16 protein-coding genes are annotated in these 15638 nt (G+C 70.7%); 4 read left to right on the plus strand and 12 right to left on the minus strand.

Annotation, left to right across the window (positions count from 1 at the left end):
- Nucleotides 1-106 precede the first annotated feature (106 nt).
- The 11 genes from ACFY36_RS30395 to kdd form a co-directional block, all read right to left on the minus strand.
- Nucleotides 107-622 (minus strand): FxsA family protein, encoded by a 516-nt coding sequence (locus ACFY36_RS30395; RefSeq protein ID WP_499749333.1) that lies wholly within the window; start codon nt 620-622, stop codon nt 107-109.
- Nucleotides 623-668: 46 nt separating this feature from the next.
- Nucleotides 669-1457 carry a polyprenol monophosphomannose synthase gene (locus ACFY36_RS30400; RefSeq protein WP_498700528.1) on the minus strand — a complete coding sequence of 263 codons (789 nt, stop codon included), beginning with the start codon at nt 1455-1457 and terminating at the stop codon, nt 669-671.
- On the minus strand, nt 1454-3043 hold the full coding sequence (gene lnt, locus ACFY36_RS30405) for an apolipoprotein N-acyltransferase (protein WP_499749334.1): 1590 nt from the start codon (nt 3041-3043) through the stop codon (nt 1454-1456). Before lnt ends, ACFY36_RS30400 begins: the two co-directional genes overlap by 4 nt.
- A gap of 448 nt (nt 3044-3491) precedes the next feature.
- Nucleotides 3492-4727 (minus strand): glutamate mutase L, encoded by a 1236-nt coding sequence (locus ACFY36_RS30410; RefSeq protein WP_499749335.1) that lies wholly within the window; start codon nt 4725-4727, stop codon nt 3492-3494.
- On the minus strand, nt 4724-5089 hold the full coding sequence (gene kal / locus ACFY36_RS30415) for a 3-aminobutyryl-CoA ammonia lyase (RefSeq protein WP_499749336.1): 366 nt from the start codon (nt 5087-5089) through the stop codon (nt 4724-4726). Before kal ends, ACFY36_RS30410 begins: the two co-directional genes overlap by 4 nt.
- On the minus strand, nt 5086-5820 hold the full coding sequence (gene kamE, locus ACFY36_RS30420; RefSeq protein ID WP_499749337.1) for a lysine 5,6-aminomutase subunit beta: 735 nt from the start codon (nt 5818-5820) through the stop codon (nt 5086-5088). The genes kal and kamE overlap by 4 nt, the downstream gene beginning before the upstream one ends.
- Complete coding sequence (locus ACFY36_RS30425; RefSeq protein ID WP_499749338.1) at nt 5817-6407, minus strand: RloB family protein; 591 nt, start codon at nt 6405-6407, stop codon at nt 5817-5819. The genes kamE and ACFY36_RS30425 overlap by 4 nt, the downstream gene beginning before the upstream one ends.
- A complete protein-coding gene (locus ACFY36_RS30430) occupies nt 6394-7683 on the minus strand; it encodes an AAA family ATPase (RefSeq protein WP_499749339.1) in 1290 nt (429 codons plus the stop codon). The genes ACFY36_RS30425 and ACFY36_RS30430 overlap by 14 nt, the downstream gene beginning before the upstream one ends.
- Nucleotides 7684-7752: 69 nt before the next feature.
- Nucleotides 7753-9315 carry a lysine 5,6-aminomutase subunit alpha gene (kamD, locus tag ACFY36_RS30435; RefSeq protein WP_499749340.1) on the minus strand — a complete coding sequence of 521 codons (1563 nt, stop codon included), beginning with the start codon at nt 9313-9315 and terminating at the stop codon, nt 7753-7755.
- Between the two features lie 4 nt (nt 9316-9319).
- Complete coding sequence (locus tag ACFY36_RS30440; protein WP_499749341.1) at nt 9320-10837, minus strand: amidohydrolase; 1518 nt, start codon at nt 10835-10837, stop codon at nt 9320-9322.
- 5 nt (nt 10838-10842) lie between these two features.
- Nucleotides 10843-11865, minus strand: a complete 1023-nt coding sequence (gene kdd, locus ACFY36_RS30445; RefSeq protein WP_499749342.1) for an L-erythro-3,5-diaminohexanoate dehydrogenase — start codon at nt 11863-11865, stop codon at nt 10843-10845.
- Nucleotides 11866-11961: 96 nt separating this feature from the next.
- Between kdd and ACFY36_RS30450 the strand changes: the two genes are divergently transcribed.
- On the plus strand, nt 11962-13350 hold the full coding sequence (locus ACFY36_RS30450) for a KamA family radical SAM protein (RefSeq protein WP_499749343.1): 1389 nt from the start codon (nt 11962-11964) through the stop codon (nt 13348-13350).
- A 75-nt stretch (nt 13351-13425) separates the two neighbouring features.
- Here the strand turns inward: ACFY36_RS30450 and ACFY36_RS30455 are convergent, their stop codons facing one another.
- Nucleotides 13426-13617, minus strand: coding sequence for a CsbD family protein (locus ACFY36_RS30455; RefSeq protein ID WP_499749344.1), 192 nt, complete (start codon nt 13615-13617; stop codon nt 13426-13428).
- Between the two features lie 351 nt (nt 13618-13968).
- Here ACFY36_RS30455 and ACFY36_RS30460 point away from each other — a divergent pair, with 351 nt between their 5' ends.
- From ACFY36_RS30460 to ACFY36_RS30470, 3 genes are read left to right on the plus strand one after another with little or no spacing between them, the layout of a single operon-like run.
- Complete coding sequence (locus tag ACFY36_RS30460) at nt 13969-14694, plus strand: class I SAM-dependent methyltransferase (RefSeq protein ID WP_499749345.1); 726 nt, start codon at nt 13969-13971, stop codon at nt 14692-14694.
- The gene (locus ACFY36_RS30465) at nt 14691-15152 is read left to right on the plus strand and encodes an NUDIX domain-containing protein (RefSeq protein ID WP_499749346.1); all 462 of its coding nucleotides are present in this window, start codon (nt 14691-14693) and stop codon (nt 15150-15152) included. Before ACFY36_RS30460 ends, ACFY36_RS30465 begins: the two co-directional genes overlap by 4 nt.
- A gap of 60 nt (nt 15153-15212) precedes the next feature.
- Nucleotides 15213-15629 carry a hypothetical protein gene (locus ACFY36_RS30470; RefSeq protein WP_499749347.1) on the plus strand — a complete coding sequence of 139 codons (417 nt, stop codon included), beginning with the start codon at nt 15213-15215 and terminating at the stop codon, nt 15627-15629.
- The last annotated feature ends 9 nt before the right edge of the window (nt 15630-15638 follow it).

A 15638-nucleotide genomic window follows, 5' to 3' on the forward strand; every position in this document is an offset into this window, starting at 1 on the left:
GGCGGCGGGCGGCGGGCGGCGGGCGGCGGGCGGCGGGCGGCGGGCGGCGGGCGGCGGGCGGCGGGCGGCGGGCGGCGGGCGGCGGGCGGCGGGCGGCGGGCGCGGGTCAGCGCAGGACTTCGCCCTCGACGATTTCGCCCTCGATGGCGGCGGCGGGGGTGCGGGTGGCCGGCGGCTGCTGGTCGTCGATGACGACGATGGGGTCGCCGGGGCGTACGCGGACCTTGCGCGGGCCGAACGCGTCGAAGCCGACGAAACGGCTGGCGTAGCGCTCGACGCCGCGGCGGGCCAGCTGGCGGCCCGGCGGGAGCAGGAGCAGCAGGCCGGCCACGGCCGTGATGAAGCCGGGGATGGCCAGCAGCAGGGCGCCGCCCAGGCCGACCAGGGAGCGGATCACCTCGTCGCCCGGCGGGCGGCCCTCGACGGACGCGGCCTGGAAACGGCGCCAGCCCTTCATGCCCTCACGGCGCAGCAGGGCCATGCCGGTCAGGCTCGCCGCCGCGGCCAGCAGGATCGCCCAGCCGCCGCCGATGGCGTGCGCGACCAGGATGAACACGACGATCTCGGCGATCGCCAGCAGTGACAGGCCCGCGGGAAGCAAAGCCAGGCCTCGACGGCGCATAGGGACCTCCGGTGTCAGGCCTCAAGCATGCCACGCCGATGCCCGGTCACGGCCAGGTCGAACCCTCGCGGCGGCTCTTGCCGAACCGGGCCCGCAGCGACTCCCGGCGGGCCTGCACGCCCCACAGGGTGACCCTGAGCAGCTGTTCCTTGAAGATGTTGCCGCTCATCTTGCTGACGCCGTGTTCGCGCTCGGTGAACGTGATCGGCACCTCGGCCATCCGGAAGCCCGCCTTGTACGTGCGCCAGGCCAGCTCGACCTGGAACGAGTAGCCGGTGGAGGCCACCGTCTCGACGTTGATGGCGTCCAGCACCGGCATCCGGTAGGCACGGTAGCCGCCGGTGGCGTCCTTGAACGGCATGCCCAGCGCCATCTTGATGTAGATGTTGCCGCCGCGGGAGAGCAGCAGCCGGTGCAGCGGCCAGTTGTGCACGCTGCCGCCGGGGATGTAGCGGGTGCCCAGCACCGCGTCGGTCTCGCGCAGCGCGTCGAGCAGCTTCGGCAGCTCCTCGGGCGCGTGTGAGCCGTCGGCGTCCATCTCGACGACCGCGTCGTAGCCTTTGTTCTTGGCCCAGGCGAAACCGGCCTTGTAGGCGGCGCCCAGGCCTTCCTTGCCCGCCCGGTGCAGCACGAAGATGTGGTCGTCGGCGGCGGAGATCTCGTCGGCGATCGCGCCGGTGCCGTCGGGCGAGTTGTCGTCGGCGACGAGGATGTCCACCGACGGGACCGCGCGGCGGGTCCGTTCGGTGATCAGGCGGATGTTGTCCGCCTCGTTGTAGGTCGGGATCACCACGAGGACCCGCCCCACCCCCGGGTAGCCTTCCGCCTCGCTCACCGTGCCTCCGCATCGTCGCTGGTCGTGCGCCGGCGGCGTCGTAGGAGAAGCGCGCCGGCCAAGGCCACGATCGCCAGTGCGACCATGACCATCTCGGGCCAATGGCCCAAACGAGTCGCCAGCGTAGTCGTATCGCCCACGTGCATGTCACGCACCATCACCGCGCCGACGTTGAAACCGCTGGAGTCGTACACCTGACCGGCCGTGCCGGCGAAGGCCGACACCCCGACGGTGGACACCATCAGCGCCTCACGGCCGTGCTCGACGGCCCGCAACCGCACCATGGCCAGCTGCTGGCGGGCCTCGGCCTCGTTGAAGGTCGCGTTGTTGGTCTGCACGGCCAGCACCTGCGCGCCGCCCACCACAGTGTCGCGGACGACGTCGTCGTACGCCACTTCGAAGCAGATGACGTCGCCGATGGTCAGGGCACCCGAACGGATGACACCGGGGTGGTCACCGGCGAGCATGTTCTTGACCAGGTCGACCTTGTCGGAGACGAACCGGGCGACCGAGCGCAGCGGCATGTACTCGGCGAACGGCACCGGGTGCCGTTTGACGTACACCTGGGCCAGGTCGGGGCCGGTGCCCGGGTTCCACAGGATGCCGGCGTTCTTGATGTCGGCCGGCTTGTCGGTGCGCAGGACCGTGCCGACCAGGATCGGGGCGCCGATCGCGTCGGCCGCGTCGGAGATCTGCTGGGCGGCGTCGGCGTTGCGCAGCGGGTCGATGTCGCTGGAGTTCTCCGGCCAGACCACCAGGTCGGGTTTGGCGGCCTTGCCGGCGGCGACGTCGAGGGCGAGCTGTTTGGTGGCCGTCACGTGGTTGTCGAGCACGGCGCGGCGCTGGGCGTTGAAGTCGAGGCCGAGACGGGGCACGTTGCCCTGCACGACGGCGACGGTCTGGGTGGGGCCATCGGCCTTCGCGACGGGCACGAGCAACGGCCCGGCGATCAGGGCGGCCAGGGCCGCGAGATAACCGATTGCGGCGTACGACCATCGGCGGCGCCACAGCAGGGCCACAAGCGCCCCTCCGGCGGCGGCCACGGCGAAGGTCACCAGCGGGGCACCACCCCACGCGGCGAGCCGCAGCGCGGGCGCCTCGTCCTGGCTGAAGGCGAGCCGCCCCCACGGGAAACCGCCGAACGGGGCCCGGTCACGGGCGGCCTCCTGGGCCACCCACAGCAGGCCCAGCACGGGCGGCCACAGGGCCCGCCACTTCTCGAGCAGCGGCGACAGCCAGGCGACGGCGGCACCGGTCAGGCCGACGAAGCAGGCCTCGGCCAGCGACAGCAGCATCCACGGCAGCCAGCCGGCCGCGATGCGGGTCCAGTCGAGCAGCGGCACGAACAGCACCGCCCCGGCCAGGAAACCCATGCCGAAGGCGCCGCCGAGACGGCGGCGGTGGGTGGCGACGGCCAGCAGGGCCACACCGGCGGGCGCGAGCCACCACAGGCCGTACGGGGGGAGCGCGACGAGCAGCGCGAGACCCGCGAGCACGGTGAGCGCGTACGCGTACCGCCGCCGGACGGGGCGTGGCGGGTCGGTGTGCGCCGTGACCAGCGGCGCAGCGGGGGGCTGCAACGTCATCTCCACCCGCGAGAGGCTACCCGCAGCCGATAACGGCACGGACGCGAAGAGGCGCGGCCGTTGGAGCGGCCGCGCCTCACAACTGGTTCCGTCTCCTGGACACGGCCGGTGGGGACAGCCGGAGGTCGTGGACACCTTCGGACCGGCCCGCGCCGGGCTGGCTGCCCGCCGGCGTGCCGTTGTCTACTGGCGCCGCTCACTCCCCCTGCCCCACCGCGGTCGCGACCGGTCCGCCGCCGCCCCGCCGACCCCCACCCCCTGGACCTGGCTGAACGCGCGACCCCTGCGAGGACTGCGGGCCAGTGGGCGGAGGAACGGAGCGAACAGAGTCGCTGCCGTGCTCAGGATTCGACGACGGTACGTCGCTCCCCCGCCCCTCTGTCAACCGCCACCCCCGGGCTCGGGCGTGTCGCGTTCCCCGGCGTGTCATGTCCCGTACCCGATCGAGCTACAGGCTGTTCACCAGGGTCGCCGCGACGTGAGGGTGATCATTCGCGAGCAGCCCGGCCGCGGCCAGAACGTACTGCTCGTCGACGACCGTGCGGGCCCCGGACGGGGCGGCCCATCCCCCGGCCGTGTCGGACAGGACCGCGTCCAGCACATATGCGCCGCCGCCGTGCCGCAGCACACCGCCCGAGCCGACCACGAGGCGTACGTCGCGCAGGTCGCGCCCGCCGGTGCGGGGCTGACCGGGACCGGACGAGTGCCCGCGCGCGTGCCGCCGCAGGGCGATCGTGGCGGCCGCCGCGGCTAACCCACGGTCACCGTCTTTGATTCGTGCCAATTTCTCGGTGGCGGCCGCGGCGATCGTGCCGGGGGCGCCGACGGCGACCCCCAGATCGCCCTCCACGGTCCGGGAACGCCAGAGGGTGCCCGCGACGTCCCGGCGGGGGCCGGACTCGCTCTCCGCGTCCGGCAGCAGGGCCGAATACACGTCCGTGGTGGCGCCGCCGACATCCACGACGAGAACGCCGGCGCCGGTGACGTCGGCGAGCAGCTCGACGCCGGCGAGCACGGCGTCGGGGGTGGCGGCCCGGACCAGAGAAGTGAACCGCTTGCCCTTGGACAGCCGCTTGCCGCCGATCACGTGCTGGAGGAACACGTCGCGGATGGCGGCGCGGGCCGGCCCGGGGTCGAGCACGCCGATCTTCGGGAGCACGTTGGAGGCGACGATCACCGGGCCGTGGAGCAGAGCCGCCGCTTCCGCGCGCACGTCGGCGTTGCCGGCCACGACCACCGGTACCTTGATCCGGGCGTTTCCGAGCCGGCGGGCGTTGTGCAGCAGCACGTCGCCGTCGCCGCCGTCGGTCCCGCCGACGAGCAGGATCACGTCGGGACGCGAGGCCCGCAAGCCGGAAATGTCCGGACCGGACAAGGGCCCGGCCGCCACGTGGACGACCTGCGCGCCCGCCGACAGGCCGACCCGGTGCCCGGCCTCGGCGGTCACGAGCGACTCGTAGCCGACGACCGCGAGCCGCAGGCCGCCCCCGGCCGACGAACACACGTACAACGGCGAACCGAGCCCATCGACCGCCGCGACCGCCTCATCCAGCCCGGCCAGAACGTCGCTCGCGGTCGTTGTCGGCACTTCGGCCCGGCGCACCAGGCGCCCGGAGGACAAAGAGATCAGAGCGGCTTTGGTGTACGTCGACCCGACGTCGACGCACGTGACGGTGTCGCTCAATTCTTCGGCGGCACGACGACCGTCCCGGTGGCCGACACGGCGACGATCGGCGTCGCGAGGACCATCGCGCCCGATCCGCCGGTGCCCCGGCACACGACCCGCGACTCGAACTCGATCTTCCGCGACCGGGTGCCCATCTTCACCACGGTGGCCGTGATCTCCAGGACGTCACCGGCCTGCACGGGCGCCTTGAACTGCACGTCGTCGTACGAGGCGAACAGCCCCTCGTCCCCGTCGAGCTGAATGCACACCTCGGTCGCCACATCGCCGAACAGCCCCAGCGAGTACGCGCCGTCGACCAGGTTCCCGGCGTAGTGGGCGTGCGAGTAGGGCACATACCGCCGGTGCGTCACAGTGATCAATTCTGGCTCCCGATAAGCGCGTGAACGAGATAGGAAGCGACCTCGCGCGGGGTCGTACCCCGCCCGAAGATCCGGTCGACGCCGAGCTCGGCCGCCATCAGCTCGTCGAAGCGCGGCCCGCCCACGATCAGCAGCGGCCGCCGGCCCGCCGGCAGCGCCTCCCGGAACGCCGCCGACATGGCCCGGGTGTTCTGCAGATGCGCGTCGCGCTGGGTGACGACCTGCGACACCAGCACCGCGTCGGCCTTCTGCGCGCGGGCCGTCTCGACCAGATCGGGCACGGACACCTGCGCACCCATGTTGGTCACCGACAGCTCCCGGTAGTACTCCAGGCCCTTCTCCCCCGCGATCCCCTTGAGGTTGAGGATCGCGTCGATGCCGACGGTGTGCGCGTCGGTGCCGATGCAGGCCCCGACCACGTTGAGCCGCCGCCGCATCCGCCGCTTGATGACGGCGTTGACCTCCTTGGCGCTCAGCAGCGGATAGTCCCGCTCGACCACCTGCACCTGCTCGGTGTCGACGAGATGACTGACCCGCCCGTAGACGACGAAGAACGTGAACCCGTCCCCCATCGGCTTGGCGTGCACCAGCAGAGCCGGATCCATCCCCATCTTGTTGGCCAGCTGCACGGCCGCACCCTCGGCCCGCTTGTCATGCGGCACAGGCAGCGTGAACGACAGCTGCACCATCCCGTCCCCGGTCGTGTCCCCGTAGGGCCGAACGATGGTCATTCCTTCTCCAAGAGAACACCGACCAGGCGCCAGACGCTGGTCGAGGGGTTGAGCGCGTGATCGGTTCCGGCGGGTTCGAGCTCCTTCGCGCGGGCGACGGCGTCATCCAGCCCGTCCGCGAAGTCCTCGAACCGCAACCGCGTCTTGTCGTACGCCGGCAGGCTCCGCTTGAGTTTCTTCTCCACCGCGCCACAGTTGGCGCAGTAGCCGGAACACGCCGCGTGGTGCAGCAGCAACCAGAGCTCGAAGCACGGGTTGGACACCGCGACATCGATTCCCGACTTCGCGGCGATCGCGACGGCAGCAGTGACCTTGCCACCCTCACGTTCGTAATGATCCACGTCCGTGACGCACCAGACCTGGCCATAACCCTCGGAGCCGTAGACGTCCCGGGCGTAGGTGACGAGTTGGTCCGGCGCACCCGGCTTCTCGACGACATCCATCGTCACCGCGCTCAGCCGGAACCGGCGGGCGAGCCCCTTGAGATACGCGGTCTCGGTCTTCTCAGCGCCGACCACGACAAGAACCGAGCGCCGTGCGGGCCGGATCGACGAGCGGCGGGCGCCCGAGGGACTACGCCGCGGCATCGGGTCGTCCCTCACGGGCGGCCAGCACCGAGTCGACCGCCGAACCGGTGAAGGTGATCGGGACCGCGCCGTAGCTGCCGGCCAGATAGCGCCGCTCCCAGTTCTCGCCCTTGCGCGGATGGAAGTCGGACAGCGGGTAGAGGCGGGAGGCGTTGTCCTCCTTCTCGACGAACCAGATCTCGTCGCGTTTGAGGATTTCGCCACCCAGGCCCGTTCCGAGCAGAGTGGCGTCGTGCGAGGTGAAGATGAGCTGGGCGCCGCGCGGGTTGACCTCGGCACTGCGGAACAGCTCGATCAGCCGGGCGGTCAGTCTCGGATGCAGACTCGCGTCGATCTCGTCGATGGCCAGGACCGCGCCCGCTTCGAGGGCCGAGAGGGCGGCGATCACCAGGTCGGCCCAGGCCAGCGTTCCGTCGGACTGGTCGTCCATGCCCAGACGGGCCTCGCCGCCCCCGTGGGCGAAACTGACCTCCTGTTGCAGGGTGCCCTCCTGCAAGCGGTCCTTCAACAACCTTGCCGGGTCGCCGTCGGCCAGGAGCCGCGCCATGGCGTCGGCGCGGACGATCTCGGCTCGCGCCGGTACCGCCTCGACACCCGAGATGCCCACATCGGCGACCTTGATAAGCTCGACGAACTCCGGGTAGCGCCGCATCGCGTCGAGGAACCGGTCGGTCATGACGCCGGCTGTGCGGGCCCACGACCGGCGGCTGTCCAGCACGCGCAGACCGTCGCGGAACCACCGGTAGACCGGCAGCACCTCCTCCTGGTTCGCCTGCACGGCGGTGCTGAGCAGCAGGGCGTTCGCACGCAGGAGGCTCTTCAGGGCATCCGCCCGGCCCCGGCGTTCGGGCAGTGTCGAACCGAGCTTGACCGACTGCCCCTCCCGCTCGAAGATCACCCGCTCCCGGCCGCGCGGATAGGCGTGCAGCCACTCCTCGGTGACTGCCTCGTCGGTCACCGAGAAGCCGTACACGAACTGGACGCCGTCGAGGATCAGATCGACCGCGAAACCGGATGGCTGCCGTTCGGCATCGGGGTCGAGCTTGAAGGGTGTGCGCGGCACTCCCGACTCGGGCTCCCATGACCGGTACGAATGGTTGACGGCGTTCTGCATCCAGCGCAGGGAGTCCAGGAGGTTGGACTTGCCGGACGCGTTCGACCCGAACGCGGCCGCCACCGGCACCACCGGACCCGGCCCGGTGTACGTCGGCATCAGCAGCAGTTCCTGCTCAGCCTTCAGGGACCGGTGATTACCCACCTGGAAGCTACGCAGCATGACTGACCTCTGCGACATTCAACTGCGGCATTCTGCAAGTAAATCGCAAGATCCGGGCTCTGTGTGGACTCACTGTGCGCTCTCGAGCGCCTCGGTGACCGGGTTGTAGTAGTCCTCGGCGTGCTTGGCGACGCCGTCCAGGCCCTTGCCCCGGTCGGCGGGGCGCTTCATGATGCCGAACGTGCCGTCGGCGATCGCGTCGAGCAGCGTGTTGCTCTCGATGCGCTTGAGCAGGTCGATGGCCTCGGCCAGGACGCCGTGAGCCCGCTGCTGGATGAAACCGCCCGGAGCCGGCACGAAGTCCTCGTGCAGGTTGCCGGCGCCCTGCAGCACGTAGCGCACGTTCTGCAGCGCGATGTCGCGGTCGGACAGCCACGGCGTCACCACAGCCTCGGTCATCATGCCGACCAGCAGGATGCCCTGGCCGGTCAGGGCGCCGACCAGGTTGAAGAAACCGTCGAGCAGGTTGCCGCGGAACACGTCGCCGGTCATGTGCTTGGTCGGCGGCATCCACTTCAGCGGGGCGTCCGGGAACAGCTCGCGGGCCAGCAGCGCGTGCGCCAGCTCGAGCCGGAACGACTCCGGCAGCTCCGGGTTGATCTCGAAGGCGTGGCCGAGGCCGAGCTGCCAGTCGGCCAGGCCCGCCTCGTGGGCGAAGAACTCGTTGAGCAGCTGCGACACCGTCACCGTGTGGGCCGCCTCGACCGCGTCGGCCGTGGTCAGATAGTTGTCCTCGCCGGTGTTGATGATGATGCCGGCGCGGGCGTGGACCTGACGGCTGAACCGCTGGTCGACGAACGTGCGGATCGGGTTGATGTCGCGGAACAGGATCCCGTACATCGAGTCGTTGAGCATCATGTCGAGACGTTCCAGGCCGGCCAGCGCGGCGATCTCCGGCATGCACAGCCCGGACGCGTAGTTCGTCAGCCGCACGTAGCGGCCCAGCTCCTTCGACGTCTCGTCCAGCGCCGCCCGCATGAGCCGGAAGTTCTCCTGCGTCGCGTACGTGCCGGCGAAACCCTCCCGGGTGGCGCCCTCGGGCACGTAGTCGAGCAGCGACTGCCCGGTCGAGCGGATCACCGCGATCACGTCGGCGCCGGCCCGCGCGGCCGCCTGCGCCTGCGGGATGTCCTCCAGGATGTCCCCGGTGGCCACGATCAGATAGATCCACGGCCGCTGCTTCGGATCCCCGTAGCGTTTGATCAGGCGGTCCCGCTCGGCCCGGCGCCGGTCGACGACCTTCAGGCCGTCGTTGGTCGCCCTTCTGGCCAGCCTGCGGGCCGCGGTGGCTTCCGCCTTCTTCGGTGGTACGTCGAATCGTACGGCCCCGGCCGCCGCCTTCTGGGCCAGCACCGTGACGTCGTCGACGCCGGTGGCGCGCATGGCGTGGAACACGGGCACCGCCACCCCGTGCTCGAGCCCCACGTCCGCGCGCACCGCGTCGACGAGGCGGTTCACCCAGGGGATGCCGTCCGAGTCGGCCCCGCGCACCCCGGCCAGGCGCAGCACCGCCCGCTCCACCGACACCGTCGTGTGTGAGCGCGCGAGGTCGACCACGGGCTGCCCCGCCCGCGCCGCGAGAGCGCGCGCCTCGCGCACCACCCGCGGATCCAGATCAAGCTTCCCCGCCATCCTCTTATCCCTTTTCGTAGATCGTCTCGCCGTGCAGAACAGTCCGCCGGCACACCGGGTCAAGATCGCCGGTCAAGGCCGGCAGGCCTTCCCGTACGCCGTCAGGGGTGTCCCAGACCGCGAACGTGGCCGACGCGCCCGGCGCCAGCACACCCACCCCGTCCACGCCGGCCGCCCGCCAGCCGCCCCGCGACGACGCGGCGAACGCGGCCCGCACACTCATCCGGTACACCGGGTTCTGCGGGGCCACCGCCGCCCGCACCATCGCCCACGGGTCGAGCGCGGTCACCGGCGAGTCGGAACCGAACGCCAGCAGCACCCCGGTCGCGTGCATCGCACCGATCGGGTTCGACGCCATCGCCCTTTCCACGCCCAGCCGCTGCGCGTACATCCGGTCCGGGCCGCCCCACAGCGCGTCGAACACCGGCTGCACCGAGGCGATCACCCCGAACTCCACCATCCGCGCGATCATCGCCTTGTCGATCAGCTCGACGTGCTCGATGCGGTGCCGGCCCTCGCGCAACTCGTCCACCCCGATCCGCTTGGCGGCCAGGGCGAAACCCTCCAGAACGGTCTCGATGGCGGCGTCACCGATCGCGTGGAAACCGCCCTGCACGCCGGCCCGCACACAGTCGAGCAGATGCTCGGCCGCCTGCTCGGCGGTCACGAACGCCTCACCGTGCCCGTGGTCGCCGTCCACGAACGGCTCGCGCACCGACGCCGTCCGCGACCCGAGAGCCCCGTCCGCGTACAGGTCACCGGCCGCGCCGACCGCGCCCAGGTCGCGGGCCTTCTCAGCCGCGCCCAGCTCACCCCAGTAGCCGAACACCTTGGGCAGCCCACGCGCCGAGAGCGCCAGGACCGACTGGAAATCGTCCTCGCTGGACGTGCCGGGCCCGCCGCACTCGTGCACGGCGGCGATGCCCTTCGACGCGGCCATCTCCAGGGCGGCCCGCTGGGCCCGCGTCCGCTGTTGCGGGGTCAACGAGCCGAGCGCCACCGCCCGTACGGCGTGATGGGCCTGCTCCCGCACCCAGCCCGAAGCGTCGAACCCGGGCCCTTTCTCCGCCGCCGCCAGAAGCGACGTGCTCGCCAAGGCGGAATGCACCGAGGCCTGCGACAGGTAGACGCGGCGGCCCCCGGCGGCCCGCTCGAGCTCGTCCGCGGTCGGCGGCGTCTGCTCGGCCCCCCACGTCGACTCGTCCCAGCCGTGACCGTGCACCACGGCGCCGGCCGGGCGGGTCTTCGCGAACGCCCGCACCGCGCCGAGAACCTCGCCGGCGGAACGTGTCGCGCTCAGGTCGAGCCCTTCGAGAGCCAGGCCCGTGTCGGTGGCGTGCAGGTGCGCGTCCACGAAAGCGGGCGTGACCACGGCGTTGCCGAGATCCACGGTCTGGTCGGCGCTGGGCGCGTCGTCGCCGGCGCCCAGCCAGGCGATCTTGCCGTCGCGGACCAGCAAGGCGGTGGCCTTCGGGTCGGCGGGAGAGTAGAGGCGGCCGTTTGAGTAGAGGACCTCAGTCATGGGGCTCAGTCTCCCGCGACACGGGCCTCGAAGAGAGACCGGACCGCCGGGACGCGGCGCAGCAGATCGACCGCGAACGCGGCGTGCCCGGGGACATAACCGTTGCCGATCAGCATCGTCACGTCCGCGGCCAGGCCTTCCGCGCCCAGGGCGGCCGCCGGGAAGCTCGTCGCCATCGAGAAGAAGATCACCGTGCCGCCCTCGGCCGTGGCGAGGATCGCACCGTGCTCGCAGCCCGGGACGTCCACGCAGACGACCGTGACCGTCGCTTCCGCGCCCAGCGCCCGCTTGACGGCGGCCGCCACCTCGACCGGGTTGCGCGCGTCGGCGATCACCGCGGCGTCGGCGATGTCCCGCAGGCTCGCCCGCTCTCGGTCGTCGCGGACGATTCCGACAGTACGGGCTCCGGCGAGCCGGGCCGCGGTGAGCGCGAGAGAACCGCTCTTGCCGGCGCCACCGAGCACCGCCACCGTCGGTGTGCCCGGATATTTACGGATGACGCGGTCGGTCAGCGCGGGAGCGCCGCACACGTCGTACACCGCCAGGGCCAGCTCCGGCGCGAGGTCATCGGGCAGAACGCCGACGATCGAGCGGCCGAACAGGATCGCGGTCCCCTCGGCCGGCACCTGCTCGCTGCGGCCGTCCCAGTTCACGAGCCCGTCGGTGATCATCAGGGGGGTCAGCGTGAGACTCACCAGCGTCGCCACCCGGTCCCCCGGCTTCACGCCCAGCGGCGACTCCGGGCCCACCGCGTCGACCACGCCGATCAGCATGCCGCCCGAACCGGTCACCGGGTTGTGCATCTTCCCGCGCGTCCCGACGATCTGAAGAACCTCGGCCCGCACCTTCGCGCCGTCCCCGCCGTGCTTCTCCGACAACTGCCGGAAGCTCGCGGCGTCGAGATTGAGCCGCTCCACACGCACCCGGACCTCGTCCGCGCCGATCTCCGGCCGGGCGTCCAGGCGCCACGCCGCCTGCGGCAGCACCCCCTCGGGCTCCACCACCCGATCGAGTCCCACAGACCCCATCACACCCACCCATCGTAAAAATCAAGGAACCCGGCACGTATCCATACCGTAAATCCTCCGGCCAGACCTTCACTAGACCGAAAATCATCCAGTACGTTGAACTCGGCCCGAACGATCGATCAGGAGGCACCGTTGGACGTCCAGCCTTATCTCTATGAGCGCCGCCCCCTGATCGAGCCGGACTGGACCCGGTTCCCCGGCTGGCGCGACGTCACCACCGCCCAGTGGGAGTCCGCCCAATGGCAGCGGGTCAACTGCGTCAAGAACATCAAGCAACTGCGCGCCGTCATGGGCGACCTGCTCGACGAGCGCTTCTACACCGACCTCGAAACCGACCAGCAGCGCCTGGCCACCATGTCCATGCTGGTGCCGCCCCAGATGCTCAACACCATGGTGCCCACCGGCGAGGTCACCACGGACGCGTTCTACGCCGACCCGATCCGCCGATACATGATCCCGGTCGCCACCGACCGCCACCTCGACTGGCCGTCACACCCGCACGCCACCCGCGACAGCCTCCACGAGCACGACATGTGGGTCGCCGAGGGCCTCACCCACCGCTACCCGACCAAAGTCCTGGCCGAGCTGCTCTCCACCTGCCCGCAATACTGCGGCCACTGCACCCGCATGGACCTCGTCGGCAACAGCACCCCCACCGTCGACAAACTCCGCCTGACGCTGAAGCCGGTCGACCGCTACCAGGCCCACCTCGACTACCTCAAAGCCCACCCAGGCGTCCGCGACGTGGTCGTCAGCGGCGGCGACGTCGCCAACGTGCCCTGGAAGCAGCTCGAGACGTACCTCATGGGCCTGCTCTCCGTGCCCACCGTCCGCGACATCCGCCTGGCCACCAAAGCCCTGATGGGCCTGCCCCAGCACTGGCTGCAGGACGACGTCGTCGAGGGCCTGCAGCGCGTCGCCATCACCGCCCAGCGCCGCGGCGTCAACCTGGCCGTGCACACCCACGTCAACCACGTGAACTCGCTGACCCCGCTCGTCGCCAAGGCGGCACACACGCTCCTGGAGGTCGGCGTCCGCGACGTGCGCAACCAGGGCGTCCTGATGCGCGGGGTGAACGCCACCACGGCCGACCTGCTCGACCTCTGCTTCGCCCTGCAAGGAGAAGCCGGCATCCTGCCGTACTACTTCTACATGTGCGACATGATCCCCAACGCCGAACACTGGCGCGTCCCCGTCTGGCACGCCCAGCAACTCCAGCACGACATGATGGGCTACCTGCCCGGCTACGCGACACCGCGCATCGTCTGCGACGTCCCGTTCGTCGGCAAGCGCTGGGTGCACATGATCTCCGAGTACGACCGCGAGCACGGCATCTCGTACTGGACGAAGAACTACCGCACGTCCATCGAACAGGACGACGCCGAGGCCCTGTCGAAGCTCTACGCCTACTACGACCCGATCGACACCCTGCCCGAGTCCGGCCAGGACTGGTGGCGCAAACAGCAGGCCAACGAGACGGCATGACAGCAGCGGCCCCGGGGAGTGATCCCCGGGGCCGCTTTCCTTCGGAACCCCACAGCGAACTGTGGTCGTCTCGGCCTAGCTGAAGGCGTCGCGAACGTCCTTGCCGGCATCCTTCACGTGCTCGCCCGCCTTCTTCGCGCGCGCCGCCGTCTCCTGAGCCTGGCCCTCGGCCTCGAGCCGCTCGTTGTCGGTCGCCCGCCCCACGGCCTGCTTGGCCTTGCCGGTCAGCTCCTCGGCCTCGTTCTTGACCTTATCGGTGAAACTCATCGTCCCAACCTCCGTGGATGTGCGGTTCTGCCACCAAAAGTGCCCAGGCCCACCGTTCCCCAAACACACGCCCCGGACCTGGCAAGGCCGGCAAGCAGACGCGGCCCGGCAGCAGCGTCAACGTGGTCCGGCTCTCCACCGGGCTCACCCTTCCTCGCCCGACGCTCCCCGCTCGCGCGGTCGAGCCGGCGAGGCCGGTCCACGATGGCCTTCGCCCGCCGAACGAGGCGCGACTTCGAAGTGGACAGGGATGTCGTTGATTCCTTTTTGGGGTGGGCGTGAGCTGTGCTCCTGTGACGAGGCGCACCGCGCGTAGAGCGTCCTAGGATACTGTGATTGTAAGATCGGGTCGTGACTGATCGCGCGGCTCATGCTCAATCGTTCGGACCGGTTGCCGAGGTGTACGAGAGGGGACGGCCGCAATATCCGGCGGCCGCGCTCGACTGGCTGCTGCCGGCCGGGTCGCCCCGGGTGGTCGATCTGGGTGCGGGTACGGGGAAGCTGACCCGTCAGGTGCGGGAGCGCGGGCTGCCCGTCACGGCCGTCGACCCGTCCGAGGGGATGCTGGAGCAGCTGCGCAAGTCCGTGCCGGGGGTGCCGGCCCTGGTGGGCAGCGGCGAGCGGATCCCGCTGCCCGACGGCGCGGCCGATGTCGTGCTGGTCGCGCAGGCCTGGCACTGGGTCGATCCGGTCAAGGCCGTGCCCGAAGTGGCCCGGGTCCTCTCCCCCGGCGGGCGGCTCGGTCTGCTGTGGAACCTGCGCGACGAGCGGGCCGACTGGGTCCGCCGCCTCGGCGAGATCATCAACAGCCCCGAGAACGACCGCGACGCCACCATCGGGGCGCCCTTCGGGCCGGTCGAGATCGAGCGGTTCGAGTGGACCGAGCTGATCGGCCCCGAACGGCTCATCGACATGGTGGCCTCCCGCAGCTATGTGATCCTGCTGGCCCCGGACGAGCGCGCCGCCCTGCTGACCGAGGTCCGCAAGCTGATCGCCACCCACCCCGACCTGGTCGGGCGCACGGAGTTCCAGCTTCCGTACGTGACCGAGTGCGCCCGCGCCCTCCTGCCCTCGTGAGGCTGCGGCACGGGGTCCGGGCCATCCTGCTCAGCCGCGACGACCGGATCCTGCTGTGCCGGCATCTGCTCGCGGACGGCACCGGCGTGTGGACGATGCCCGGCGGTGGGATCGAAGCGGGCGAGACGAAACTCGAGGCGCTCCGGCGGGAGCTGATCGAGGAGGTCGGCTTCGTGGTCGACGGCGAACCGCCGCACGTGTGGCATCGCGAGGTCATCGGCACGCCCTACTACCCGGGCTACGACGGGGCGGTTCAGGACTATTACCTCGTACGGACGGACGAGTTCACGCCCCGGGGTGAGCTCGCCGCGGCCGAAGGCATCACCGCGATCCGCTGGTGGAGCCTGCCCGAGATCACCGGTCATCCCGGCCCCGACCTGTTCGGGCCGCGCACGCTGGGCGGGCTGCTGGGCGACCTCCTGACGGGTGGGGTGCCGCCGGAGCCGGTGAGGCTGTGACGGCGTACACACCAAAGGTCTTGACTGTCACCAAATGACCGGCCGGCTCGTCCGTCAGGCGTGACTCTTCGAAGCAAGCGCATCGCGGCGGGCGTGCTCGCCTTCCTGGCCGCCGTCCTCGGCGTGTGGGCCGGCGGATTCCCTCTGTCCTTCTACAACGACTTCCCGATCAGCGGCTGGCAGTGGGTGTCGTTGCTCGGGCCGTACAACGAGCATCTGACCCGTGACTTCGGGGCGACCATGCTGGCCCTGCTCGTCTTCACCGTCTGGGCCTGGCGCACCCCGACCGTCGAGAAGCTGCGCGTCACCGGATGGGCGTGGCTGCTGTTCTCCGTCGTGCACATGCTCTGGCACCTGCTGCACCTCGGCGTCTTCACGACCGCGCACAAGATCGGCAACGTGGTGGCGCTGGCGCTCATCCTGCTGCCGGCCGCCCTGCTCGTTCTCCCGGACAAGAACATTAAGGGGCATTCCTGATCCGTACGC

The sequence above is a fragment of the Actinoplanes sp. NPDC000266 genome (assembly GCF_042899005.1).
Classification (GTDB): domain Bacteria; phylum Actinomycetota; class Actinomycetes; order Mycobacteriales; family Micromonosporaceae; genus Actinoplanes.